The sequence below is a fragment of the Mesorhizobium sp. P2_D5 genome (assembly GCF_056404355.1).
In genome coordinates, this window is record NZ_JBFUEE010000003.1 from 507,599 (window position 1) to 530,389 (window position 22,791).

22 protein-coding genes and 3 pseudogenes are annotated in these 22,791 nt (G+C 64.0%); 15 read left to right on the forward strand and 10 right to left on the reverse strand.

What is annotated here, in order from left to right:
• Nucleotides 1–96: 96 nt before the first annotated feature.
• A complete protein-coding gene (locus AC1DYW_RS15710; protein ID WP_477226830.1) occupies nucleotides 97–567 on the forward strand; it encodes a MarR family winged helix-turn-helix transcriptional regulator in 471 nt (156 codons plus the stop codon).
• 28 nt (nucleotides 568–595) lie between these two features.
• Here AC1DYW_RS15710 and AC1DYW_RS15715 read toward each other — a convergent pair whose 3' ends face one another.
• Nucleotides 596–1,279 carry a YoaK family protein gene (locus AC1DYW_RS15715; protein WP_477226831.1) on the reverse strand — a complete coding sequence of 228 codons (684 nt, stop codon included), beginning with the start codon at nucleotides 1,277–1,279 and terminating at the stop codon, nucleotides 596–598.
• 178 nt (nucleotides 1,280–1,457) lie between these two features.
• Between AC1DYW_RS15715 and AC1DYW_RS15720 the strand changes: the two genes are divergently transcribed.
• Nucleotides 1,458–2,012, forward strand: coding sequence for a cytochrome b (locus AC1DYW_RS15720; protein WP_477226832.1), 555 nt, complete (start codon nucleotides 1,458–1,460; stop codon nucleotides 2,010–2,012).
• Nucleotides 2,013–2,085: 73 nt separating this feature from the next.
• Here the strand turns inward: AC1DYW_RS15720 and AC1DYW_RS15725 are convergent, their stop codons facing one another.
• On the reverse strand, nucleotides 2,086–3,081 hold the full coding sequence (locus AC1DYW_RS15725) for an ornithine cyclodeaminase family protein (RefSeq protein ID WP_477226833.1): 996 nt from the start codon (nucleotides 3,079–3,081) through the stop codon (nucleotides 2,086–2,088).
• A 132-nt stretch (nucleotides 3,082–3,213) separates the two neighbouring features.
• Here AC1DYW_RS15725 and AC1DYW_RS15730 point away from each other — a divergent pair, with 132 nt between their 5' ends.
• The 4 genes from AC1DYW_RS15730 (at nucleotide 3,214) to AC1DYW_RS15745 (ending at nucleotide 6,077) form a co-directional block, all read left to right on the forward strand.
• Nucleotides 3,214–3,675 carry an Lrp/AsnC ligand binding domain-containing protein gene (locus AC1DYW_RS15730; RefSeq protein ID WP_095091332.1) on the forward strand — a complete coding sequence of 154 codons (462 nt, stop codon included), beginning with the start codon at nucleotides 3,214–3,216 and terminating at the stop codon, nucleotides 3,673–3,675.
• A gap of 131 nt (nucleotides 3,676–3,806) precedes the next feature.
• Nucleotides 3,807–4,511 carry an SDR family oxidoreductase gene (locus tag AC1DYW_RS15735; protein ID WP_477226834.1) on the forward strand — a complete coding sequence of 235 codons (705 nt, stop codon included), beginning with the start codon at nucleotides 3,807–3,809 and terminating at the stop codon, nucleotides 4,509–4,511.
• Between the two features lie 23 nt (nucleotides 4,512–4,534).
• Nucleotides 4,535–4,984 carry a hypothetical protein gene (locus AC1DYW_RS15740; protein WP_477226835.1) on the forward strand — a complete coding sequence of 150 codons (450 nt, stop codon included), beginning with the start codon at nucleotides 4,535–4,537 and terminating at the stop codon, nucleotides 4,982–4,984.
• A 34-nt stretch (nucleotides 4,985–5,018) separates the two neighbouring features.
• Entirely contained in the window at nucleotides 5,019–6,077 is a 1,059-nt protein-coding gene (locus AC1DYW_RS15745) for a Gfo/Idh/MocA family protein (RefSeq protein ID WP_477226836.1), read from the forward strand.
• 86 nt (nucleotides 6,078–6,163) lie between these two features.
• Here the strand turns inward: AC1DYW_RS15745 and AC1DYW_RS15750 are convergent, their stop codons facing one another.
• Entirely contained in the window at nucleotides 6,164–8,605 is a 2,442-nt protein-coding gene (locus AC1DYW_RS15750) for a putative bifunctional diguanylate cyclase/phosphodiesterase (protein ID WP_477226837.1), read from the reverse strand.
• Nucleotides 8,606–8,788: 183 nt separating this feature from the next.
• Nucleotides 8,789–10,021, reverse strand: a complete 1,233-nt coding sequence (locus AC1DYW_RS15755) for a cytochrome-c peroxidase (protein WP_477227087.1) — start codon at nucleotides 10,019–10,021, stop codon at nucleotides 8,789–8,791.
• 253 nt (nucleotides 10,022–10,274) lie between these two features.
• Here AC1DYW_RS15755 and AC1DYW_RS15760 point away from each other — a divergent pair, with 253 nt between their 5' ends.
• Nucleotides 10,275–11,813 carry an acid phosphatase gene (locus AC1DYW_RS15760; RefSeq protein WP_477226838.1) on the forward strand — a complete coding sequence of 513 codons (1,539 nt, stop codon included), beginning with the start codon at nucleotides 10,275–10,277 and terminating at the stop codon, nucleotides 11,811–11,813.
• Between the two features lie 38 nt (nucleotides 11,814–11,851).
• Here AC1DYW_RS15760 and AC1DYW_RS15765 read toward each other — a convergent pair whose 3' ends face one another.
• Nucleotides 11,852–12,331 (reverse strand): Lrp/AsnC family transcriptional regulator, encoded by a 480-nt coding sequence (locus AC1DYW_RS15765; RefSeq protein ID WP_477226839.1) that lies wholly within the window; start codon nucleotides 12,329–12,331, stop codon nucleotides 11,852–11,854.
• A gap of 108 nt (nucleotides 12,332–12,439) precedes the next feature.
• On the opposite strand from AC1DYW_RS15765, the pseudogene AC1DYW_RS15770 reads away from it, so the two are divergent.
• Nucleotides 12,440–12,979, forward strand: a pseudogene (locus AC1DYW_RS15770) (RBBP9/YdeN family alpha/beta hydrolase).
• Between the two features lie 2 nt (nucleotides 12,980–12,981).
• On the opposite strand, the gene AC1DYW_RS15775 reads toward AC1DYW_RS15770, so the two are convergent.
• The gene (locus tag AC1DYW_RS15775; RefSeq protein WP_245331366.1) at nucleotides 12,982–13,578 is read right to left on the reverse strand and encodes a DUF922 domain-containing Zn-dependent protease; all 597 of its coding nucleotides are present in this window, start codon (nucleotides 13,576–13,578) and stop codon (nucleotides 12,982–12,984) included.
• Nucleotides 13,579–13,687: 109 nt separating this feature from the next.
• Here AC1DYW_RS15775 and AC1DYW_RS15780 point away from each other — a divergent pair, with 109 nt between their 5' ends.
• The 3 genes and pseudogenes from AC1DYW_RS15780 (at nucleotide 13,688) to AC1DYW_RS15790 (ending at nucleotide 16,255) form a co-directional block, all read left to right on the forward strand.
• A complete protein-coding gene (locus AC1DYW_RS15780; RefSeq protein ID WP_477226840.1) occupies nucleotides 13,688–14,176 on the forward strand; it encodes a hypothetical protein in 489 nt (162 codons plus the stop codon).
• Nucleotides 14,177–14,460: 284 nt separating this feature from the next.
• Nucleotides 14,461–14,913 (forward strand): annotated as a pseudogene (locus tag AC1DYW_RS15785) (N-acetyltransferase family protein).
• Between the two features lie 142 nt (nucleotides 14,914–15,055).
• The gene (locus AC1DYW_RS15790) at nucleotides 15,056–16,255 is read left to right on the forward strand and encodes an aminotransferase-like domain-containing protein (RefSeq protein ID WP_457150700.1); all 1,200 of its coding nucleotides are present in this window, start codon (nucleotides 15,056–15,058) and stop codon (nucleotides 16,253–16,255) included.
• Between the two features lie 17 nt (nucleotides 16,256–16,272).
• On the opposite strand, the gene AC1DYW_RS15795 is transcribed toward AC1DYW_RS15790, so the two are convergent.
• Entirely contained in the window at nucleotides 16,273–16,527 is a 255-nt protein-coding gene (locus tag AC1DYW_RS15795; protein ID WP_477226841.1) for a hypothetical protein, read from the reverse strand.
• A 379-nt stretch (nucleotides 16,528–16,906) separates the two neighbouring features.
• Here AC1DYW_RS15795 and AC1DYW_RS15800 point away from each other — a divergent pair, with 379 nt between their 5' ends.
• The 3 genes and pseudogenes from AC1DYW_RS15800 to AC1DYW_RS15810 all read left to right on the forward strand — a co-directional run bounded on the left by AC1DYW_RS15800 (nucleotide 16,907) and on the right by AC1DYW_RS15810 (nucleotide 19,239).
• A complete protein-coding gene (locus AC1DYW_RS15800; RefSeq protein ID WP_477226842.1) occupies nucleotides 16,907–17,326 on the forward strand; it encodes a VOC family protein in 420 nt (139 codons plus the stop codon).
• A 198-nt stretch (nucleotides 17,327–17,524) separates the two neighbouring features.
• A pseudogene (locus tag AC1DYW_RS15805) lies at nucleotides 17,525–18,141 on the forward strand (C39 family peptidase).
• Between the two features lie 24 nt (nucleotides 18,142–18,165).
• Nucleotides 18,166–19,239, forward strand: a complete 1,074-nt coding sequence (locus AC1DYW_RS15810; RefSeq protein WP_477226843.1) for a D-alanine--D-alanine ligase family protein — start codon at nucleotides 18,166–18,168, stop codon at nucleotides 19,237–19,239.
• Nucleotides 19,240–19,331: 92 nt separating this feature from the next.
• Here the strand turns inward: AC1DYW_RS15810 and AC1DYW_RS15815 are convergent, their stop codons facing one another.
• The 3 genes from AC1DYW_RS15815 to AC1DYW_RS15825 all read right to left on the reverse strand — a co-directional run bounded on the left by AC1DYW_RS15815 (nucleotide 19,332) and on the right by AC1DYW_RS15825 (nucleotide 20,395).
• The gene (locus AC1DYW_RS15815; protein ID WP_477226844.1) at nucleotides 19,332–19,565 is read right to left on the reverse strand and encodes a DUF378 domain-containing protein; all 234 of its coding nucleotides are present in this window, start codon (nucleotides 19,563–19,565) and stop codon (nucleotides 19,332–19,334) included.
• Between the two features lie 132 nt (nucleotides 19,566–19,697).
• The gene (locus tag AC1DYW_RS15820) at nucleotides 19,698–19,943 is read right to left on the reverse strand and encodes a DUF982 domain-containing protein (RefSeq protein ID WP_095091344.1); all 246 of its coding nucleotides are present in this window, start codon (nucleotides 19,941–19,943) and stop codon (nucleotides 19,698–19,700) included.
• A gap of 98 nt (nucleotides 19,944–20,041) precedes the next feature.
• The gene (locus tag AC1DYW_RS15825) at nucleotides 20,042–20,395 is read right to left on the reverse strand and encodes a hypothetical protein (RefSeq protein ID WP_095091345.1); all 354 of its coding nucleotides are present in this window, start codon (nucleotides 20,393–20,395) and stop codon (nucleotides 20,042–20,044) included.
• A 339-nt stretch (nucleotides 20,396–20,734) separates the two neighbouring features.
• Between AC1DYW_RS15825 and AC1DYW_RS15830 the strand changes: the two genes are divergently transcribed.
• Nucleotides 20,735–22,723: an AI-2E family transporter gene (locus AC1DYW_RS15830; protein WP_477226845.1), complete on the forward strand. Its 1,989-nt coding sequence runs from the start codon at nucleotides 20,735–20,737 to the stop codon at nucleotides 22,721–22,723.
• Nucleotides 22,724–22,791 lie beyond the last annotated feature (68 nt).

Genomic DNA, 22,791 nt, shown 5'->3' on the forward strand with positions numbered 1-22,791 from the left:
TGGTGAAAATTGCTATGCAACATAGCGATCATATTTGCTATGTCGCATAGTCTTTTTCGCTTGACAAGGGCCTTGATCGCGGCGATCGGTTGCAGCATGGACGAGGCTCATATCAGTAGCAGGGCGCTAGTCGCGACACCTGAAGACGCGCTGGACGCGCAGATCGGTTACAATCTCAAACGCGCCTCGGCCGTTGTGCTCAATGATTTCGCGGTCGAGCTGGCGGATGCGGCACTGCGCCCCGTCACCTATGGCATGCTGGCGCTGATCGACGAGAAGCCCGGCATCCGCGCCGCCGAGCTCTGCCGCCTGCTCGGCATGAAGAGCGCCAACATGGCACCGCTGCTTGCCGAACTGGAAGAGCGCGGGCTAGTCGAGCGCGACGACCATGCCGGCGACCGGCGCGTGCAGATGCTTGCCCTGACGCCGGCCGCCAGGGAGGCCATGCCCGGATGGCGGCAACAGGTTCGCCGGCACGAGGACCGGTTCCTGCAGCGGCTGACAAAGAAGGAGCGGGCAACGCTGCTGCGCCTGCTGCGCCTGATCTGGACGGATGAAGAGGGCTAGAGCCTGTTCCATCCCGATGGAATCGGGATCATGCTCTGGCTGGTTCCTCGTCCGCAAGCCGCAGCAGCAGGGCAAAGAGCGCAATCACCGGGGGCACGACGAAGCACCAGACATTGGCGAAGGCAAAGCCAAGTGCGGCTGCGGCGCAGCCGGCCGCGAACACGGCGACCGCCACCGACATGCGCCGCAGGCGGGCAATGAGGGCAGGGCGGGCCTCTGGCTTCACGCCGCCCAGAAGATCGCTGACGTCGATCATGATCTGGGTGGTGGTGCCGGTCATCAGCGTCGATGGCGGTGCGGCCGCGAGATGGACGCGGTGCACCGCGTTCTGGATCGCCATGGCGGCGACCAGCACCATGCCGGTGACGATTGCCGCCGCACCATCACCGCCGGCGAAGGGGCCAAAGCGGATCGCCAGCGCAGCACCAGCAATCAGCAGCAAGAGCTTGGCCGTCAGCAGTGGCCCAAGCGCCTGCCGTCCCCGCCTGCGCAAGCGCTCGCCGGCCAGCCGGGTCAGGATGACGACGATGCAGAACACCGGCAACGCCAAAAGCTTGGCCAGCACGCCCGAGATGCCGAGCACCAGGGAGGCGCCCAGGGTGACGAAATTTCCCGTCACATGCGCCGTGAACAGGCCCTGCAGCGCCAGGAACCCGGCCGTATCGACATAGCCGCCATTGAGGCTCAACAGCAGCGGCAGTGTGGGTTTCATCGTTGCATCTCCTGGCCAGGCTTTGCGGTCAGCGTCTCATATCCCGGCGGAGCGTTCCACCTCCGCGCGGCATCTTGCCGTCGCCCGCGCGGCCTCTTCGCCATCGCGAGGTCGCCGCCACAAGACCGGCAAACTCGGATGTTCACTTGACGACAATTGTGTCCAACGGAGCTTTTGCATGTCGCTGTCCGGTACGACAACCCGCTACGGAAGCCTCGCCCAGGCATTTCACTGGCTGACGGCGCTGCTTGTGCTCATCGCCTTCCTGGTCTCCGAAGGCGGTCCGCCGGCGCGGGTCTATTCCGAGGCCCGCGCCTCGACCCTGTTGCTTCACGAGTCACTCGGTTTCGCCGTTTTCTGGCTGCTGGTCGCTCGTCTGGTCTGGCGCCTGTTCGACAGCGTTCCGGATGCACCGCCGATGCCCGCATGGATGGACGTCGCCTCCAAGGTGACGCACTGGGCGCTCTATGCGCTTCTGTTCGCGGTTCCGGCGACCGCCATGCTCGGCGCATGGTTCGGCGGTCACCCGGTGACGGTCTACGGTGTCGGCGCCATCGGTCCGTTTTTTGACCCGTGGGGCGCCGGCGCATCGCTGGCGGACATCCACGGCACGCTTGGCGATATCATCCTCTGGCTCGCCGGCCTGCACGCCGCCGCGGCCATCTTCCATCACGTCTTCCTTGGCGATCGCCTGCTGAGCCAGATGCTGCCCGGCTTGCCCAAGGCGCGTTGATATTCAACCGGCCTGCCCATCGTACGGGCTATGAGGGGCAGCGCCGACTTTAACGATGAGCCCGGCCAGCCCGCTACAACGCAACAGCCCGCCCCAATCCCCGCCGAACCGCTTCGCGATAGGCGAGGTCGGCCGCCACCATGTCTTCCATGGCAACGCCCATCGCCTTGTAGACGGTGACCTGCTCGGCGCTGACGCGTCCCGGCCGTAGACCGAGCAGCATTTCGCCGAGTTCGGTTCCGGTTTGCGGATCGAGACCGGCGAGCTCGCTGGAGCCGACCGGGGTCGGGGCGAAGGCTTCGCTTGTCTCGACGAACAGGCTTGCCCGCCTGATGAGGTCGACCGGCAGTTCACCGCCCGGCGGTGCGACGCCCACCGACGAGACATGGGTGCCGGGGCGCACCCAGTCGGTCGAGATCACCGGTGCGTAGGAATGCGTCGCCAGGCAGACGACATCCGACGAGCGCACCGCGCCTTCGAGATCGCGGACGGCGACGACGCCGGGATGCTGCGCGGCAAGCGCCTGCGCATCGGCGAATTCCTTCGAGGCGACGCGGATCTCGGCGAAGTCGCGCACCAGCGGCAGAAGGTGCAAGTGCTGGCCGGCCTGCACGCCGGCGCCCACCACCGTCGCCACCTTGGCGTCGCGCCGGGCGAGTTCGCGCGCCGACAGCACGGCTGAGCCGGAGGTACGCACGGCGGTGATGTAGGTGCCGTCCATCACGCAGACCGGCATGCCGGTCTGCGTGTCGAACAGATGGATGGTGGCGAGGTGGCTGGGGATGCCTTTGGCAATGTTGCCCTCGAATACGTTGACGATCTTCACCGTCAGATGCATGCCCGCCGTCCAGGCCGGCATCGCCAGTGAATAGCCTGCATGGGGAATATCGAGCTGCGGCCGCGCCGGATTGACGACCTTGCCATCGGACAGCGCCTTGAAGCCGCCGGCCAGCGCGTCGAGAAGCTGGCGAAGGTCGATGCAGGTTTTCACCTCGGCTTCGCTCAAGAAGAGCACTGGTGTATCGCCCTTGGCCTGGGCGTTGCGGGAGATCGATAGGGCTGGTGTCATGGGATCCGCTTTCGTTGTCGGCTGGAGTGCACGGCAACGGTATTGCGATCTGACGGCGTGATGAAATATGCTGTTTTTGCGATTTTGGCGTGACTATCACGCTAGTCCTGGCTCAAATGTGTGAATCCTGAAATGGACGATCTCGACCGTATCGATCGCTCGCTGCTGCGCTTGTTGCAGGAGGACGGCCGCCGCACGACGCTCGATCTGGCGCGGCGGGTCGGCCTGTCGCCGACAGGGGCGGCGCAGCGCGTCAAGCGGCTGTTCGCCGAAGGGTTCATCCGCGCCGTGCGTGCCATTCTGGACCCCGCCAGGATCGGGCAGGCACAGCTCGTGTTCATCGAGGTGCGACTCGACCACACAGCGCCGCAAGTCTTCGACCGCTTCGCCGAGGCGGTGTTGCGGGCGCCGGAAATCATCGAATGCCACATGGTGGTCGGCGGTTTCGACTATCTGGTCAAGGCGCGCATCGCCGACATGGCGGTGTTCCAGGATTTCCTGCAGCGGGTCATCCTGCCGCTGCCCGGCGTCCGGGAAACGCATACTTATGCCTCGATCGCCAATGTGAAGCCCGACGCCCTGCTGCCTGTCTGAACTCGCAGCGACATGAGAGATTTTTTCTGCATGCTGGTTCAGGCTTTCTGGTTCGAACTGGCTGACGAAACCGGCTATACACCGCCAACTGCCAAGGCTTCGCGCCCGCCAACCCGAGAAGGAAAAATCAGATGAGTTCAGAAAAAACAGCGGTCGTCGTGGCTGGCGGCAGCGGCATGGGTGCGGCGGCGGCGAAGCGCCTGGCGGCGGATGGCTTCAACGTCGCGATCCTGTCCTCGTCCGGCAAGGGCGAAGCGCTGGCCAAGGAGCTTGGCGGGCTTGGCGTTACCGGCTCCAACCAGTCGAATGATGATCTGCAACGCCTCGTCGACCTGACGCTGGAGCGCTATGGCCGCATCGACGCGCTGGTCAACAGTGGCGGCCACGGGCCGCGCGCGCCGATCCTCGAGATCACGGACGAGCAATGGCACACCGGCATGGACGTCTATCTGCTGAACGTCATCCGGCCGGTGCGCATCGTGGCACCGCAAATGGTCAAGCAGAAGGGCGGCGCCATCATCAACATCTCGACCGCCTGGGTGGTCGAGCCGAGCCCGATGTTTCCGACCTCGGCGGTGTTCCGGGCCGGGCTTGCCGCCTACACCAAGATCTTCGCCAACACCTATGCACCAGACAATGTGCGCATGAACAACGTGCTGCCCGGCTGGATCGACAGCCTGCCGGCCACCGAGGAGCGCCGCGACAGCGTGCCGATGCAGCGCTACGGCACCTCGGAAGAGGTCGCCGCGACCATCGCCTTCCTGGCGTCCGACGGCGCCGGCTATATCACCGGTCAGAACATCCGCGTCGACGGCGGCATCATCCGCGCTATCTGAGGCGCCGACCGGGAGGAGGAGCCATGTCCGATACCTATCTGTGTTTCGTGCCTCATGATCCGCGCTGGCACCCAGACGGGCCGGCGGCCGCAGCAACCATGAAGGTTGCGCGTGAGCTGTTCCCGCTGGCCGAGAATGTCGCCGTCGAATCCGAAGAAGGCGTGACGTTCTTCGACGCCGGAGCGAACACGGAAAGCGTCCATTGCCCGTTCTGCGGCAGCGATTTGGAGGAATGGTGGGGCGACGCGATGGACCAGGCCGCTGCGTCACGCTTCGAGGACCTGTCTGTCACCACGCCGTGCTGCCAGCGGCCGACGTCGCTGAACAACCTGCGCTACGTCTGGCCGGCGGCGTTCGGTGTCTGCGCGTTGACGGTCGTCAATCCGGGAGTGACCTCCTTGGCCAGCGAGCAGTTGCGGGCGATCGAGCAAGCCATGGGCTCGCCGCTGAAGGCGATCTGGCAGCGCCTCTGAGACGTCGGATTCTGAATATTCCAAGGAGCAAGAAATGCGGCTTTTGATACTCGGCACCGGCTGGATGGCGCAAGAACATGCAAGGCGGTTCGGCGCCATCGAGGGCGTCGACATCGTTGGTGCCGTCGATGTCGATGCGGCGCGCGTCGGCGAATTCGCCGACGGCTTCAACATCCCCAACCGCTTCACCTCACTGGAGGAGGCGCTGAAATGGGGCGGCTTCGATGCGGTGGCCAATGTCACGCCGGACCGCATCCATCATCCGACGACCATGGCGCTGATCGCCGCCGGCAAGCCGGTGCTGTGCGAGAAGCCGCTGGCCGAGAACTTCGGCAAGGCCACCGAGATGGCCGATGCCGCCGAGGCTGCCGGCATCGTCAACATGGTGAACCTCACCTATCGCAATGTCGCGGCGCTGCAGAAGGCCCGCCAGATGGTGCAGGCGGGGGAAATTGGCACGGTCAGGCACGTCGAGGCGTCCTATCTGCAAAGCTGGCTGGTGTCGAAGTTCTGGGGCGACTGGCACACCGATCCGAAATGGCTCTGGCGCCTGTCGCGCGGCCACGGCTCGAATGGCGTGCTCGGCGATGTCGGCATCCACATCCTCGATTTCGCCAGCTATGGTGCGGCTCTCGACATCGACCATGTCTTCTGCCGGCTGCGCGCCTTCGACAAGGCGCCAGGCAACCGCATCGGCGACTACGAACTCGACGCCAATGACAGCTTCGCCATGACGCTGGATTTTTCCAACGGCGCCTTCGGTGTGGTGCATGCCAGCCGCTGGGCGACCGGCCATCTCAATGAGCTGCGCCTGCGCATTTATGGCGACAGGGGTGGCATCGAGGTGGTGCACAATCTCGACGGGTCGCTGCTCAAGGCCTGCGTCGGCGACAATGTCGAGAACGCCAAATGGGAAGAGCTCGACGCCGGCTCGGTGCCAACCAACTACCAGCGTTTCGTCGACGCCGTCACCGGCGGGGTGCAGAGCGGGCCCAGCTTCCGCCACGCCGCCGGCCTGCAAAAGGTGCTCGACCTCGCCGTGGTGTCGGACGAGAAGCGGTCGGAGCTGAAGGCGAATGCCGACACGCAATAGGGTTTGTTGATATCCAAGTGATGCCGGCCTGCAAACGCTGGTTTTCTGCGCTTCCGGTGCTCACGTACTTGCCCCGTTGGTGCTGCTTATGCGGTCAAGGCATCTTGCAGTTCGGGCTGTTCGAAAAGCGTATGAAGCTCGGAAGCCGGCATTGGACGGCCAAAGAACCAGCCCTGGACATCCGTGCAGCCATTCTCCCTGACCAGCCTGAACTGGTCCTCGGTCTCGACGCCTTCCGCGGTCGTGGTCATGCCGAGCGTTGCGCCGAGTTCGGCGACGGCCTTGACGATTGCCCGGCTTTCGCCGCTCTCGCACATCAGGCTGACGAAGCTGCGATCGATCTTGATGCGGTTGAACGGGAACGATCTGAGATAGCTCAGCGAGGAATAGCCGGTGCCGAAATCGTCCATGGCGATGCTGATGCCGAGGTCGCGCAGGCTGTACAGCGTGTTTATGGTGTTTTCATTGTGCGCCAGCAGTACCGATTCGGTGATCTCCAGCTCGAGCCGTGACGGCAGCAGGTTCGAAGCCGCGAGCGCCGCGGCAACCTGAAGCGGCAGCCCCTGCTGTTTGAACTGGGCGGGCGAGAGATTGACCGCGACCTTGACGGGCAGGGGCCATTTGGCGGCGTCGGCGCAAGCCCGCTGCATGATCCACTCGCCAAGTGTGTCGATGACGCCCGTCTCCTCGGCCATCGGGATGAATTCCGCCGGCGGCAGCAGGCCGAGGCGCGGATGGTTCCATCGCACCAGGGCTTCGAAGCCGGTGAGTTTCGAGGTCTTGGCGTCGTGCAGCGGTTGATAGTACACGACGAACTGCTCGTTTGTGACGCCGAGAGCCAGTTCGGATTCGAGTTGGCGCCGCTCCTGCAGTCTTGCATCCATTCCCGGCTCGAACGACCTGCAAGTGCCGCGGCCTTCCATCTTGGCTTTGTACAAGGCCAGGTCGGCATTGCGGATGAGGATTTCCGAACTTTGTCCGTCGTCCGGGAAGACAGCGATGCCGATGCTGCTGCCGATGTTGATCTTGTGGCCCTGGATCAAAAATTCGACGGCCAGGGCGTGAATGACCCGGCTTGCCAGCACACCCGCTTCTTCGTCGCCATCGATCAGGAGCTGGAGGATGACGAACTCGTCGCCTCCGGTTCGCGCGACCATGGCGGTTTCACCCGCCTGCTGCTTCAGGCGCCTCGCCACCGCACCGAGAACCTCATCGCCGATCGGATGGCCGAGCGTGTCATTGACCGGTTTGAAACGGTCGAGATCGACGCAATGGACGGCCAGCTTCTCGCCATCCCTGAGGCTTCTCAGTGCCTCGTCCATCGTGTCGGCCAGCAGGCCCCGGTTGGGCAGGCCGGTGAGAATGTCATGCGTGGCGAGGTGCTGGATCTCGGCGGTGCGTTCCTCGACCCGCCGCTCCAAAGTCTCGGCGGCATCGGTCTGCATCATCATCGTGCGTCCGATCGCATACCAGCAGGCCAGCGCCAGCAGCGTGACCACCGCGACCGCCGCATAACCAGCCAGTTCGAATTGCCGCACCGACAGGGCGTCCATGTTGCTGTCGTATCTGCTGTTGGGAAAACCGGCCCAGAGACGCCAGGCGCTTCTGGGATCGTTGAGCGAGAGCGGGATGACTTCGGAATAGATCAGATTGGGGTCGGCTGCCGTGAAGGCACGGGAATCCGCCGCCAGGGCCGTCGACATCTTGTGCTGGTCGGATTCAAATCCGTAGCTTGAATTGACGATGACATAGTCGCTGCTCGGCAACAGTTTCCTCAGTGCCGAGGTGAGCATGATTGCCGAGACGGAGCCGCGCAGGCTGCCATCCTGGCCGAAGACCGGGACCGAAAGGATGAAACCGGAGCGATCCGCGTCATTGCCGGTGTGGATGAAATCTGTGTTGTCGCAGGTGATGAGCTCCTTGGTGCCGATGATCGGCACATTCAGCCCGTCAATGGCGCTCGAATTCGGATAGTTCGCCTTCAGCCAGGCGAGCTGTTTGGCCAGTTCCTGGTACTCATAGGTCTCGACCTCTTCGGCGGGCCGGGTCAGCGCGTTCTCGTCAAGCTTTCCGGACTTTGCGGCTGCTGCGTCGGACCGCGCCCTGGCATTCACGATCAGCTGGTCGAACTGGAGGATCGGCTCCTCGAGCTTTCCGGTCACGGCATCGAAGCGGTCGGGGTCGAAATCCAGCGGCAGGAAGTAGACCTCGGAAATGGAGACGTTGTTGGCGAGGTTGTTGTAGATCTGCTGGATTGTCGCGCGGCCCTCGTCGCCGAGGTTCGTGCCATGCCGGTCGAGGTTTCGGACGCTTGGCAGGTAGCTCAGCGTCCGCACATTCTCGTAGACGGCCCGCAAGGCGTCTTCGACCGTCTTGGCGGTTGTCCGTGCTGCCGCCTGGGAGTTCTCGATGTAGCGTTCCTTGGCAAGCGCGAAGTTCCGCTGGGCGTCGATATGCAAGGCCGCCAGCATCGCTGCGCCGGTGACAAGGATCACAACAAATCCGACTGCTCGCCAGAATGCGTTCATCGGCGTCCCACCATCAATTGGTAAGGGATACCCCAGAGCAGTTTAGGAAGCGCTAATGAGTAAGCGCCAATAGCCAATGCCCTTCCTTGCGGCCCCGGCGCCCCCGCACCCCAATCCGGCAAGATCCGGAAACCTGTTTTGCCGATGCGAGAAAGCGACTGGGCACGCGCAAGGTCCAGGCAATCAGTTCGCCGGTACCGCCCCGGCCTGCTGATCGGCATCGGTCAGCGTTTGCAGGAAGGCGACGATGTCGTCGATTTCGGGGTCGGTCAGTGCCGGTTTGTCGCCGGGCTTCTTGCCGAAGGGCGGGTCCTGGTTGAGATTGGCCCAGTAAGCCTTTGGCAAATCGTCGTTTTTCCGGATTTTGCCATCGGCATTCCGAGGATACCAATGGCCGGGATCGCTGTCACGGCTGGCATAGAAGGCGACTGCGTCGCGCAGCGTGTGGAAGTAGCCGTTGTGGAAGAAGCTTTTGCGCAGCGCGACATTGCGGAGCGTCGGCGTGCGAAACAGGCCGCAATACTCAGCCCGGCCATGGAAGTCCGTCCTGAGCGGCCCGCACAGGCCGAGATCGAAATAGGCGGGGTCGGCATTGGCCGGGATGGCCGGGTTGCGCGGCACGGCGACGGCGATCAGGCCGAAATCGGTGAATTGCGGCGGCTCGCCGTCATTGGCGGGTTCGCTCAGGTGGCAACTGGCGCAATTGCCCTTGGTTTCGTCCTCGAACAGCGCGCGCCCGCGCAATTCCTGCGCTGACAGCGTCGCCTTGCCGGCGAGGAAGGCGTCGTAGCGGCTGGAATAGGGGTAGAAGTCGGTGCTGCTCTGCTCGAAAGTGCCGAGCGCCTCGGCAGCGGCCTCGAAGGCGTCGTCCGGGTGGTCGAACACGGTGTCGCCGAAGGCGGCCTTGAATTCATCGGCATAGCTGGACTTTCGCAGTCCGGCGGTGACGGCGGCGGCATCCTTGTTGGCCATCTCGAATGGCGACAGCAGCGGGATCTTGGCCTGGTCGCGGCCGCGGTCGGCGCGGCCGTCCCAGGTCAGGCCGCCGGTTGGGCCGTTGTCGACGCTTTCGTCGCCTTCATCCTCGGAATCGTAGAAATGCTCGGTGAAGGCGGGCATCGCCTGAAGGTAGCGCAGCGACGGCACGGCGCGCAGTCCGGGCTGGTCCAGCTTCGGACCGCCCATCTCGACCGGTGCCGCCGAGGCCGGACCGAAGGCATGGTGCGGATCATGGCAGGACGAGCAGGATTGTTTGCCTGAAGCCGACAGCGACGGGTCGAAGAACATCTTTCGGCCAAGCGCTGTCAGCGCCTGCGCCCGCGCGAAGGCATCCGCGCGCGACATCGGTCCGGGATGGACACTGCCGCTACCGGCGCTGACGGCGTTGCCGGGCAGGATGGTGGCGAGGCCAAACATCGATGCCGCGGCGGTCGCGATCATCAAGCCTTTCCATCGTCTTGCGGTCATAAGGTTCAGTCCGATTTGTTCCGCAATTAGGTCCGCACTGCAACGGATTGATGACCGGTCCACCCGCTCACGCAACCGTGTTCGGATGGGCGATAAATGTCACAAAGGTGACAAAGCATCGACCTAGCGTCCGAAGCCATGGCTCGTCGCCCCCAAGCCATACACTGCCCTCTAGCCATCACCCTAGCCATGAGGACCTCCCATGACGCGGTTCACGCTTTTCACCTCGCTTTGCCTGGCCGGCACGGCGCTGGCCTCGATTCCGGCTACAGCCAACGCAGCCCCTCCCGGCTTCGACAAGATCGACACCGTCGTCGTCATCTATGCCGAAAACCGCAGCTTCGATAATCTCTATGGCGGCTTCCCCGGCGCCAACGGCCTGGCCAACCTTTCGGCCGGCCAGGTGCGCCAGCTCGACCGCGACGGCAAGCCGCTGAGCGAACTGCCGCCGGCCTGGGGTGGCCTGACCGCCAAGGGCGTGACGCCGCCGGTGACCGAGGCGCAGACGGCCCATCTCAGCAATGCCAGCTTCGCCATCGACGACGCCAGCGGCTTCAACGAGAAGACCTCCGTCATCACGCGCGACCTCTGGCACCGCTTCTATCAGGAGCAGATGCAGATCGACGGCGGGAAGAACGACAAGTTCGTCGCCTGGGCCGATTCCGGCGGCCTGGTGATGGGTCATTATGACGGCTCGGTGCTGCCGATGTGGGCGGTGGCGAAGAAATACGTTTTGGCCGACAATTTCTTCCAGGGCGCCTTCGGCGGCTCCTTCCTCAACCATATCATGCTCGCCTGCGCCTGCGTGCCGGTCTATCCCAACGCCGACACCAGCCCGGTCAAGGGGCAGATCGCCGTGGTCGGGGCCGATGGCACGACACTGAAGCTCGCCGACAATTCGCCGGCCTCGGCCCTCGGCGGGGCGCCGAAATTCGTCAATGACGGTGCCATCACGCCAGACTTCCATGCCGTCAACACCATGCAGCCGCCCTATCAGCCGAGCGCCAACAAGCCGGCCGAAGGCGGCGACAAGGCACTGGCCGATCCGGCGCAGCCGACTACGCTGCCGCCGCAGCACGACATCACCATCGGCGATCTGTTGTCGCTGAAGGGCGTCAGCTGGGCCTGGTATTCCGGCGCCTGGCAGGCAACGCTCGACGGCAAGAACGCGACGCCGGTGCCGAACTTCCAATTCCACCACCAGCCATTCAACTATTTCGCGGCATACGCGCCCGGCACGGCCGCGCGGGCAGAACATCTTAGGGATGGCGGCCTCGACGGGACCGAATTCATCAAGGCGATCGACGACGGCAAGCTGCCGGCGGTGAGTTTCTACAAGCCGCAAGGCAATCTCAACGAGCATGGCGGCTACGCCGATGTGGCGAGCGGCGACCAGCATCTCGCCGACGTCGTCTCGCACCTGGAGAAAAGCCCGCAATGGAGCCATATGCTGGTGGTCGTCACCTATGACGAGAATGGCGGCTTCTGGGACCATGTCGCGCCGCCGAAGGCCGACCGCTGGGGACCGGGCAACCGCATCCCCGCCTTCATCATCTCGCCCTATGCGAAGATGGGTACTGTCGACCACACGCAATACGACACGACGTCGATCCTGCGCTTCATCACCGCGCGTTACGATTTGCCGGTGCTGCCCGGCATCGTCGCCCGCGACAAGGCGCTGCGCAACAACGACCAGCCGCCGATGGGCGATTTAAGCGCGGCGCTCGATCTCAGCCGCTAGGACAGCTCAGGACCTCGGTGCGGCGAGCCCTCATTGCTCTAGCCGCCTGATCTCCGGATCAGGTCGCGGCCGATCGGCTTCGGCGCCTCGCTGCGCAGCACCAGCGCCGTGGTGACCGCGCCGTGGCGGGCCACCGCGTCGACGATGGTTTCAAGCTGCGCTGGCGAGGGGACGACCACTTTCAGGATGAAGCAGTCTTCGCCGGTCAGCCGGTGCACCTCGGTGATCTGCGGCATCTCGGCGAACTGCTTCAGGCAGGGCCGGATGTGCTCATGCGTGGTGCGCACCCGGATGATCGCCATCATGCCGAGGCCAAGTGCGGCCGGATCGATCACCGCGGTGTAGCCGGCAATGACGCCGCGCTCCTCCAGCCGTTTCACCCGCTCGGAGGTCGCCGGCTGCGACAGGCCGACCCGGCGGCCAAGCTCGGACATGCCGATGCGGCCGTTTTCCTGCAAGGCTTCGACAATGGCGATGTCGGTCGGGTCGAGCGGCGCGCGCTCATCGTTGTTTTTCATGGCGACCTTGAATCCATCGGAAATGCCGTGACTTTTCCGATGATTTCCCATTCCCAGGATCATTGCAAGACGCCACCATCCTCCTTCAAGAGATAGGAGCAAGGCGACATGGCGCATTTCATCATCCTGCCCGGCAGCGGCGGTTCGGGTCCAGCCCACTGGCAATCGCGCTGGGAAAGCGCCAATCCGGCGATGCGGCGGTTCCAGCCCTCGAGCTAGGACCTGCCGGATTTCACCGACTGGCTGGCGGCGCTCGAGGCTGCCGTGATCGAGGCGCCGGAGCCGCCGGTGCTGGTCGCGCACAGCCTGTCCTGCCTGCTGATCGCGCATTGGCAGAAGATCTCGCGGCGGTCGGTCCAGGCGGCCTTGCTGGTCGGTGTTCCCGATCCGGCGGCGGCCGTGTTCCCGGCTTACGGGATGGCCTTTGCCAAAATTCCCGAGGGCCGGCTGCGGTTTGCCTCGCTTGTGGTGACCAGCACCAACGATCCCTATGGCACGCCGGACTATGCCGAGGCGAGGGCGAAGCAGTGGGGCAGCGGCCTTGCCGTCATCGGCGCGTTCGGCCACATCAACGCGCAGAGTGGCCTGGGCGACTGGCCGGAAGGTGCTGCGCTTCTCGACGGTCTGGTTTCGGAGGCTCGAGGCTAGCGTCAGCCGCCATTCACCAGGGCAAGGATGAGTTTTTGCAGATTGCCGCCCTGGCCGAGTTCGATGCGGTCGAAATCGCGGCTCGCCTGTCGCTGTGCCTGAGACAGTCCGGACAGGCGCTTTGTCATCTCGGCGCGGATCTTGCTGCATTTGGGGTCGTCGGCGACGCTGAGGCCGACGGTCGCCGCTTCGATCTTGCGCACCATGTCGACAATGGTTGCGCCGTGGACCTTCTCATGGGCGCTGACGCCGGCAATGAAAACCTCCCAATTCTTCTGGATTGCTGGCGGCAGTGGCGAGGAGGGGCTGGGCAAGGTGTAGGTGATGATGAGCTTCGGCCGTGCCGAGACCAGCACGCAGGCTCCCGCTCGCGCCTGATAGTCCCTGGTCCAGGTCAGCTTGAAATTGGTGTGGGCGATGGCGCGGGCAATGCCGACCTTCGGTCCGTTGTCGCCGATCGAGCGGTAGAGCTCCGGCCCGGACTGGCCTGATATGGCGTAGGTCTCGACCTTCTCGACCGGCTTCCAGTCGGCATGGGCGGCGAGCGGCAAGCCCAATAGGGCGGCCAGCGACAGGCACAGACGAACACAGGCTCTCAACACCGCTCTCCGCACAATCAGGATGGCACGCCGCGACGGGCGATGCCACGGAACCGCTTTTCCTATAGAATGCCGATGGGTGCGGCCGCAAATGCCTGAGGGGGAAGTCATGAGATATCTGATCGTCGCGGGTGCGGTGGCGGTGTTGCAGGCCGTACAGCCGGCGTTGGCCGCGTCCTGCGGCGGCTGGAGCGCTGAGATGGAGGAGGACGAGGGCGGCAGCGTGCTGACCGCCTCGGTGTGCGGCGGGCCGAAAGGCGATGCGCATCTGATGCTGGCCTGTTTCGACACGCCGGTGCTGAGCTACGACCTCGGCGCCACCGGCCAGCAACTGGAGCCCGGCATCAGCGGCGCGTTCGACTTCAAGGCCGACGGCAAGACGGTGACGAAGACGCTGCAGCTCGAAGCCATGTACAACTACTTCGTGGTGAACCTGGCCAAAGCCGATCCGCTGCTGGATCTGCTGCGTGGGAAAGGCGATGTGCTGGTCAGCGCCGAAAAATACGGCCAGACCAGTTTCCCGCTGAAGGGCTCAAGCGCGGCAATCGGCAAGGTGCTGGCGCAGTGCGGCAAGGCTAAGGCTGGGGATGCGGATTGATTTGCCTGCCGGGTTCGTGGAGCCTGGTCGCTGAACCTCAAACACTGGCGCTGCCCCTCATTGTCCTGCCGGACATTTCTCCCCGTATAGTGACGGGGAGAAATGGGCAGCTTCAACGCCGGCGCTTTTCTGCAACGCTGGCGATTGGCGAAATCATCGGTGACGGCGTCCTTCTCCCCGTCACTATACGGGGAGAAGATGCCGGCAGGCAGATGAGGGGCGGCGCTCCCGTTGCCAACTCAAGTGCCTTGCCGCCACCGGCACTGCGCCGTAAGTCATGCACCATGATCGAATTCCGCCGAGCGCAAGCGTCCGACCTGCCTGATATCGTCGCCATGCTGGCCGACGATCCGCTGGGCGCCGGCCGTGAGGACGTCTCGCTGCCGCTGGCGCGCGGTTATGTCGATGCCTTCAATGCTATCGACGCAGATCCCAATCAGCTGCTGGCGGTGGCCGTGGACGGCGCCGAAGTGATCGGCACCTTGCAGATCACCTTTCTTGCCGGCCTCTCGCACAAGGGCGCCTGGCGCGGGCAGATCGAGGCGGTCCGCATCGCCAGCCACCGGCGCTCAGGCGGCATCGGCAGGTAGATGATCGAATGGGCGATCGGAGAATGCCGGGCGCGCGGCTGCAGCCTGGTCCAGCTCACCACCGACAGGTCGCGCGCGGACGCGCACCGCTTCTATGAGGATCTCGGCTTCACCGGCAGCCATCTCGGCTACAAGAAGACCTTGTGATGCCCGGCGTGGTTCCGGGCCGGCGGCAACTGGCGTATAGCGGAAGGCTGTCAGGCTCTATTCAAATTGCCGGGGAGAGCTGATATAGGTCAGCTAGGTTGACCTATATCAAAATTGTCGCGGGAGGCGCGCCTTGACCTTGATGAATCTGTTGGCTTCGCGCTCGTCGCGCATGAAGGCGTCCGAAATCCGCGAACTCCTGAAGCTGCTCGACCAGCCCGACATCATCTCGTTTGCCGGCGGCATTCCCGATCCGGCGCTGTTTCCGGCCGAGGCGATCCGCGACGCCTATGCCTCGGTGCTCGGCGGCGGCGAGGCGGGCGCGGCGCTGCAGTACCAGGTTTCGGAAGGCTATCTGCCGTTGCGGCGCTGGCTGGCCGGGCAGATGGGCAAGCTCGGCGTCGCCTGCGACGAGGCCAACATCTTCATCACCTCCGGCTCGCAGCAGGCGCTCGATTATCTCGGCAAACTGTTCCTGTCGCCGGGCGATACCGCACTGGTGACATGGCCGACCTATCTCGGCGCGCTGCAGGCGTTCAACGCCTACGAGCCGCGCTACGACCGGCTGACGGTCGAAGGCGGCAACATGACGCCGGCGGCCTATCACGCGGCCGCCGCCGCGAATGGCGGCAAGGTCAAGTTCGCCTATCTGGTGCCGGATTTCGCCAACCCGACCGGCCAAACCTTGAACCGCCAGCAGCGCGAGGCGGTGCTCGACCTCGCCGGCGAACTCGACATCGCCGTCATCGAGGACGCCGCCTATCGCGCGCTGCGCTATGACGGCGAGGGCGTGCCGCCGATCCTGGCGCTCGACTGTGCTCGCTCCGGCTCTATCGACAAGGCGCGCACGCTCTATTGCGGCTCGTTCTCGAAGATCCTCTCGCCAGGCATGCGTGTCGGCTGGGTCTGCGCGCCGCGCCATATCGTCGAGAAGCTGGTGCTGATGAAACAGGCCTCCGACTTGCACAGCCCATCGATCAACCAGGTGGTGATGCACCGCGTCGCCGAAGCCGTATTCGACGGCCAGGTGGAAAAGCTCATCGGCGCCTACCGCGAGCGCCGCGACGGCCTGCTCGCAGCACTTGAAGCCAACATGCCTGAAGGCGTGAGCTGGAGCCGCCCGGAAGGCGGCATGTTCGTCTGGGCTACGCTGCCAGAGGGCGCCGACGCCACGGCACTTCTGGCGCGAGCCGTGAAGGAGGCGCGCGTCGCCTTCGTGCCCGGCAGCGCGTTCTTTGCCGACGCAACCGGGCGCAACACGCTGCGGCTCTCCTTCACGCTCGCCGACCGCCGCGCGGTGAGCGAGGGCATACCGCGGCTGGCGGCCATCCTGAAGGGGTGAGCCCATGCCGGGCGCAGCTATGCCGCCACGTTCACCATGTGATTGAGCTTCGAAAGCCGGCTGCGAGCCAGTTTGCGGATTGGCTTTTCGAACTCTTCCTCGCCGGTCTCGACGACGAAGACCAGTGTCATGAAATCCAGCATGAATTCGTCGATAGCCGTCGCGATCTTCTGCGATCTGCCCTTGAAGCGATGCAGCAAGGCGTTTGCTTCTTCGACATCGTCGACACTGGCGCTGTCGACCAGCGCCTCAAGCCTCTGAAAACTGTCCAATTTGATTCCTCCCAGCCGCGCCTCAAAACTTGCCTTGGCGGGGAAAGTTCCGGCTGAGAGGGGTTTTGCGAAAAGAAATCGCCTCCACCGCTTGAATCTGCGTGAATTCGACGACCCGTTGGCAATCTTTTTTGTTCGAGTGGAACCTCTGCGGCACATAAAAGTTGTCACCGTGTCTGACCCCCCGTCAGACATCTGAAAGCTCGGTACCAGCTTTCCAAAGGCCCGTCGGATCCCCCTCCCGGCGGGCTTTTCCGTTTGAAGGATCGACCGCGGGCTCCATGGCCGGACGTGTGGTGGGACCTGGCGGTCGGCAGGCACCTGTGTTGACGCCGCCCTGTGCGGACCTAAGTTCGCAAGCTCACAAGGAGGAATTTTCATGGAACTGCATCGCGGCCGGCTTATCGATCATATCCAACTCGTGGTGAGGGACCTCGCCGCCAGCCGGCGTTTCTACGAGGCGGTCCTGCAGGTACTCGATGTGCCGATCGGCGGTGTCGACGACGACTATTTCTGGGCCGACGAACTGTTCGTTTCCAGCGCCGACAGCCGGGCGGCGCAGGGAAAGCTCACCGGCCGTCATCATCTCGCTTTCCAGGCAAGGGACCACGCCATGGTCGATGCGTTCTACAAGGCCGGGCTCGCAGCCGGCGGCACGGACAATGGCGCGCCGGGCGAGCGGCCCTATCATCCCGGCTACTACGCCGCCTTCCTGCTCGATCCGGACGGCAACAACATCGAGGCGGTGCATCACGGCCCGGCAAAGCGCAGCGCCGCGTCCGTGACGATCACCTTCTGAGAGACTATTGGGAAATTCTACTCCGGCGGCCATCTAACGGCGTCTTCTGCGCTTCCGGTGCTCACAGACCCAAATGTCCGCGGCGCTCCGGGCCTCGAAGCCTCAACCGCCAGAGCGAATGTCGAAACGGTCTCTGAGCGGGTTTCCAATCGCCGTGTATCCTCGTTTACGAGAATCCGAATCTGATCGAGGAAGCGCATGAGCCCACTGTCTGAAACCGTGCCGTTTTTCAGCCAGTGGGAAACGCCGGACATGACCATGGAGGTGCTCGCCGAAGGTGCTGAAGTCGCGCTGCGGCGCGATCCGCTGTGGCAAAATTCGGGGGCTGAGACACCGGACGAATACGCAGTCTGGGCCGCCATATCTGCGGCATGGCGTGCCTGAAGATGATCCTGGCGACGCGCGGCGAGATCGTGCCGACGATCGAGCTCGCCAGGCGCTGCACCTCCTATGGCGGCTATGTCGTCAACGAGGGATCGATCAAGGGGCTGATCTATGCACCCTTCGTCAGCTTCGTGCGGGAGACCTTCGGCCTGCGGGCCGAAGTGATGACCAATGTCGCGACATCGGACATTCCGGCGATCCTGGCGCGGTCGCGGTTCTTCATCGCCTCGGTCAGCAGCTGGATCCGCTGGCCCGAGCGCGAGCCGCCGGCGAAGGGAGGCCATCTGGTGCTGGTCACCGCGGCGTCGGACCAGGGTTTCCGCTTTCACAATCCGTCCGGCCATACCAGCGCCACACAGGAGAACGCAGTGTTGGCACCGGTCGATTTCGACCGCTTCTTCGCCAATCGCGGCATTGCGGTTGCCATTTGATTTTTTGACAGTTGAGGGATTTCGATGACGGGCAAGACAAGGGTGGCCATCCTCTATGGCGGGCGTTCGGCCGAACATGACGTGTCGCGCCTTTCGGCCGCCAATGTGCTGAAGGCAATCGACCGGACGCGCTACGAGATCGTGCCGATCGCCATTTCCAGGGACGGCAGATGGCTGCTGCAAGCTTCGTCCCTCGGCGATGCGGCAGGGGCTCCGGTGTCCGAGGACGGCGTGGAGGTCGCGCTGTTGCCCGGCGGCAAGGGAACGCTGGTCGCCGTGTCGCGGGATGGAACGCAGCCCGACCCCGTCGATGTCGTCTTTCCCGTGCTGCACGGGCCGTTCGGCGAGGACGGTTCGGTGCAGGGCTATGCGGAAGTCGCCGATGTCGCCTATGTCGGTTGCGGCATCCTCGCCTCGGCCGCCGCAATGGACAAGGATGTCGCCAAGCGGCTGATGCGCGAAGCCGGCCTTGCCGTCGCGCGCTCCGCCACCTTGCTGGGTGGCGAGCCTGTGTCCTTCGACGACGTCAGGGCAAGGCTGGGTCTGCCGGTCTTCGTCAAGCCGGCGCGCCAGGGCTCGTCCTTCGGGGTGAGCAGGGCTGTCGACGGCGCCAGTTTCGCCGACGCCGTCGAGGCGGCTTTCCATCATGATAACAAGGTTTTGGTGGAAGAATTTGTCGAGGGACGTGAGATCGAGTGCTCGGTCCTGCAGCGGGCCGACGGCACGTTGACGGTGTCGCTGCCCGGCGAGATCATTCCGGCCGGCAAGCACGGCTTCTACACCTATGAGGCCAAATATCTCGATGCCGACGGCGCGGTGGTCAAGGTGCCCGCCGATGTCCCGGCCGCGGTTGCCGACATGGCACGCGACATGGCACGGCGCGCCTTCCAGGCGCTCGGCTGCGAAGCCATGGCGCGCGTTGATTTCTTCCTGCGCGCCGACGGTTCGCTGCTCGTCAACGAGGTCAACACCATTCCCGGCTTCACCGACATCTCGATGTATGCCAAGGCGCTGGCGGCATCAGGCACAGGCTACAGCCACACCATCGACGTGCTAATCGAGCACGCGCTGGCCAGGCATGGCGCGAGAACGGTCTAAAATCTTCGCCGGGGAACGCTGATGGCGGCCGCCTGATCGGGCCTTTACGGGATGTGAGGCGGCGGGTTTTCCGCCGCCCCGCATCTTACCGGTCACGGATGATGATGGAGATGCCTTTCGGCATCGACTTCGCCAACCGTAAAGCTCTGGAAGCCTGGCATGAGCTGCCATATGGCCGCAAGGCCGATGATCAGATAGGCCAGGCGGGCCAGCGTGGCGCCGCCGAGGACAGTCCCGATTACGTCATAGCCCGTTACACCCATGGACAGGAAGTTGAGACCGCCAAGGATGATCAGGGCGAGTGTGACGAGGTTCATGTTACGCATAAACGCCTCCTAAGGTTGCCTGACAAAAAGACGTCTGAAAAAAAACGCCTTCCGTTTCAAACGGTTCCTTCGATCACGAAATTGTGAACGACCGCTATTGTCCGTGAATGCAACCAGCCTACCCGACCCGGCTTACTCGACCAGGATATGCGCCTCGCGCGCGGCCTCGACAAACGCCTCCCTGGCGATATCGGGGGACACCTCGCCGCTCGTTGCCCGGCGGCAGGCGCGTAGCGCGGACTGATGTTTCAGGCTGCCGGCATCGCGCCAATGTGTCGTGAGCAATTCGATGGCCTGCTCGGTGTTGGACAGGTTGCGGGTGGACCCGGTGACGCCGACCGAAACCACCACGGGTTTGGAGAACCATGCGGTTTGCATTGGAACCTCGACTGCGTTGCAGTCGTAAACGCTTCTGGCGGCGCGAGGTTGCATCGCCGCCAATCACTGTAGCGTGAGGATCGTCGCCCAACTTTGGCTTATGGATACTTTGTCGTGGCGGGGGGGCTCGGCTCGCCCTCGAGTTCCTTCGGCAGCGGCAAACTTGAGCACCGCAAATGGATTTCGCGGGCGAAGATCTTTCGCTCCTTTTGCTCGTGCTCTTTGATGGCTGCGGCCAGCCCCAGTCCGTAGGGCCCAAGGAACACACCAGTCCCCCAACCGGGATGCTCTTTTTCGCGAGCATCATAGTTCGAAGCGTCGACACGGGCCTGTTGACATTCCGGCGATACCCATTTCGGGTCTTGCGTCGAAAGCGACGCTCCATACTCGACGGGAGAGCTCACACATCCAGTTGCTGCCGTGGCCAACGCGACTAACACTGCAAGTCTCATGCCGGGTCTTCTCCAGAGGATTTTCGAAAGTACACAGAACCGTCCCTGCGACAAGGGGACAGCTATGGTCAGACTGGGGGAATACAGTTCTCGGTGCAGTTGATCTACCGAGGGACATGAATTTTCTTTTCTGGCCCAACGTGCTCGTTCTACCCCATCGCCAGGGCGCGGCCGGGATAGCACTGGCCGGAGATTTCCCGGCGCCATTGCTTCGTCGCGCGGCCATCTCGCGCCATCCCGATCATCGACCTGCAGCCGGTGACGAGCAGTTCGTCACCGGCGAAAGTTGCACGCCGGCTCAATATGCCCGATCATGACCGTTGGCAGGGGAGAGACCAAGTGGCGACCAATCGTCGAAACGGCATGGCGTCTCCGGCGCATGGGTTGGAGGACATTCTTTCGGCCGCCGCGCCCCACCCGCGAACCTCATTGCCCAATGTGGCAACCACCGTCACGACGGTGGCGGCGCTGTATTTCGGACGCGAGGTTTTCCTGCCGATCGCCATCGCGCTGTTGCTGACCTTCGCGCTCGCGCCGCTGGTCGCGGCGCTGAAACGCGTCGGCATCCCCAGGATCGCGGCTGTCATCGTCAGCGTTCTCAGCGCTTTCGCGGCACTCGCCCTGTTCAGCTTCATTGTCGCCTCGCAGGTCAGCGAACTGGCACAGAACATCCCGACCTACCAGATCAACATCCTGACCAAGATCCGTTCACTCAAGGAAACCGGCGTCGGGGGAGGCATCATTGCCAGGTTGAGCGACGTGGTCGAGCGTGTCGGACAGGAGATAGACAGGCAGGACGCTTCGCCGCCCGCGGCCACTCCGGACAAGCCGGCGCGCGAGCCGGTGCCCGTCGTGATCGTCGCGCGCCAAAAGCCGCTCGAAGTCCTGCAGAGCATCGTCGGTCCGCTGATCAGCCCGCTCGGATCGGCCGGACTGATCATCGTCGTGGTTATTTTCATGCTGCTCGAACGGGAGGATCTGCGCGACCGCTTCATCCGGCTTGTCGGCTATGGCGACCTTCACCGCACCACCGAGGCGCTGCAGGATGCAGCCAAACGGGTGGGCCGCTATCTGCTCATGCAGTTGGTCGTCAACATCGTCTACGCCATACCGATTGCGCTCGGACTGTGGATCCTCGGCATTCCCAATGCACTGCTGTGGGGGCTGCTGGCGCTGGCGCTGCGTTTCGTTCCCTATATCGGTCCGGCCATCGGCATGCTGCTGCCGCTGTTCCTGGCGCTGGCCGTGGCACCCGGCTGGTCGCTCGTCCTGTGGACGGCCGCCCTGTTCGTGGTGATGGAATTGGTCACCGGCAACGTCGTCGAACCCTGGCTTTACGGCTCGCGAACGGGGCTGTCATCGCTGGCGATCATCGTGGCCGCCATCTTCTGGACCTGGCTCTGGGGGCCGCTCGGACTGGTCCTGTCGACGCCGCTCACTGTCTGCCTGGTGGTGCTGGGCAGACACGTGCCGCAGTTCGAATTCCTCGACGTGTTGTTCGGCAACGAGCCCGTGCTCGAGCCCCATGCGCGCCTCTACCAGCGGCTGCTGGCTGGCGATCCGGAGGAAGCCACCGACCACGCCGAGGAGATGCTGGAAGAGAAGTATCTGTTCGAATTCTACGACAAGGTGGCCATTCCGGCACTTCTGCTGGGCGAGCGCGACCGTGTGCGCGGCGTCATGGGCGACCTGCAAAGACGGCAGGTGGCGGACAGTGCCCTGACGCTGGTGGCCAACCTCGACGATGAGGCGCAACAGGAAGCGGCCGAGGAGGATGACCCGGCCGAGGCCGGGGAGCCCGGCGATAATGGCGATGGCACCGGCGTGGACGAGGCCGACCTTCCCGATGGCACTGACATGTCGGTGCTTTGTGCCGGTGGGCGAGGCGAACTCGACGATGCCGCGGCCGCGATGCTGGCGCAGGTGCTGGAAGTGCAGGGTGCGACAGCATCGAAAGCGGGCTTCGCCGAGATGGAACCGGCGAGCATCCGCCGCCTCGAACTCGATGCCATCGACACCGTCGTGATCAGCTTCCTGAACCGGGATTCCGTCAAGCACGCGCGTTTCCTGGTTCGCCGGCTGAAGCGTGCGAAGGCGGCGCTGCGGGTGGGCATCGTGTTCTGGTCGGAGACCGGCAATGACGACAAGGAGGCGACCGCCAGGCTGGGCCAGGACATGAACGCGGATTTCGTCGCTTATGGCATGGTCGACGCCGTGGTCGGCGCGCTGTCAAACGAGCCGCCGGTTGCCCTCAAGCTCGTCACCAAACGCCGCATGCGCCGGCAGCGGGCCGCGCCCAAGAAGGTTCAGGCAGCAACCGCGAGCTAGGGGCGTCTTGGCACCGGGCGCACCGGCACGATTTACGCGCAGCAAATACGCGCTCGCCCTGACCGGCG

What these genes read in the sequence shown, in the direction of transcription:
- AC1DYW_RS15710 (WP_477226830.1), top strand. Translation starts at nt 97, where the DNA reads ATGGACGAGGCTCATATCAGTAGCAGGGCGCTAGTCGCGACACCTGAA.
- AC1DYW_RS15715 (WP_477226831.1), bottom strand. Translation starts at nt 1,279, where the DNA reads ATGAAACCCACACTGCCGCTGCTGTTGAGCCTCAATGGCGGCTATGTC.
- AC1DYW_RS15720 (WP_477226832.1), top strand. Translation starts at nt 1,458, where the DNA reads ATGTCGCTGTCCGGTACGACAACCCGCTACGGAAGCCTCGCCCAGGCA.
- AC1DYW_RS15725 (WP_477226833.1), bottom strand. Translation starts at nt 3,081, where the DNA reads ATGACACCAGCCCTATCGATCTCCCGCAACGCCCAGGCCAAGGGCGAT.
- AC1DYW_RS15730 (WP_095091332.1), top strand. Translation starts at nt 3,214, where the DNA reads ATGGACGATCTCGACCGTATCGATCGCTCGCTGCTGCGCTTGTTGCAG.
- AC1DYW_RS15735 (WP_477226834.1), top strand. Translation starts at nt 3,807, where the DNA reads ATGAGTTCAGAAAAAACAGCGGTCGTCGTGGCTGGCGGCAGCGGCATG.
- AC1DYW_RS15740 (WP_477226835.1), top strand. Translation starts at nt 4,535, where the DNA reads ATGTCCGATACCTATCTGTGTTTCGTGCCTCATGATCCGCGCTGGCAC.
- AC1DYW_RS15745 (WP_477226836.1), top strand. Translation starts at nt 5,019, where the DNA reads ATGCGGCTTTTGATACTCGGCACCGGCTGGATGGCGCAAGAACATGCA.
- AC1DYW_RS15750 (WP_477226837.1), bottom strand. Translation starts at nt 8,605, where the DNA reads ATGAACGCATTCTGGCGAGCAGTCGGATTTGTTGTGATCCTTGTCACC.
- AC1DYW_RS15755 (WP_477227087.1), bottom strand. Translation starts at nt 10,021, where the DNA reads ATGTTTGGCCTCGCCACCATCCTGCCCGGCAACGCCGTCAGCGCCGGT.
- AC1DYW_RS15760 (WP_477226838.1), top strand. Translation starts at nt 10,275, where the DNA reads ATGACGCGGTTCACGCTTTTCACCTCGCTTTGCCTGGCCGGCACGGCG.
- AC1DYW_RS15765 (WP_477226839.1), bottom strand. Translation starts at nt 12,331, where the DNA reads ATGAAAAACAACGATGAGCGCGCGCCGCTCGACCCGACCGACATCGCC.
- AC1DYW_RS15780 (WP_477226840.1), top strand. Translation starts at nt 13,688, where the DNA reads ATGAGATATCTGATCGTCGCGGGTGCGGTGGCGGTGTTGCAGGCCGTA.
- AC1DYW_RS15790 (WP_457150700.1), top strand. Translation starts at nt 15,056, where the DNA reads ATGAATCTGTTGGCTTCGCGCTCGTCGCGCATGAAGGCGTCCGAAATC.
- AC1DYW_RS15800 (WP_477226842.1), top strand. Translation starts at nt 16,907, where the DNA reads ATGGAACTGCATCGCGGCCGGCTTATCGATCATATCCAACTCGTGGTG.
- AC1DYW_RS15810 (WP_477226843.1), top strand. Translation starts at nt 18,166, where the DNA reads ATGACGGGCAAGACAAGGGTGGCCATCCTCTATGGCGGGCGTTCGGCC.
- AC1DYW_RS15815 (WP_477226844.1), bottom strand. Translation starts at nt 19,565, where the DNA reads ATGCGTAACATGAACCTCGTCACACTCGCCCTGATCATCCTTGGCGGT.
- AC1DYW_RS15820 (WP_095091344.1), bottom strand. Translation starts at nt 19,943, where the DNA reads ATGCAAACCGCATGGTTCTCCAAACCCGTGGTGGTTTCGGTCGGCGTC.
- AC1DYW_RS15825 (WP_095091345.1), bottom strand. Translation starts at nt 20,395, where the DNA reads ATGAGACTTGCAGTGTTAGTCGCGTTGGCCACGGCAGCAACTGGATGT.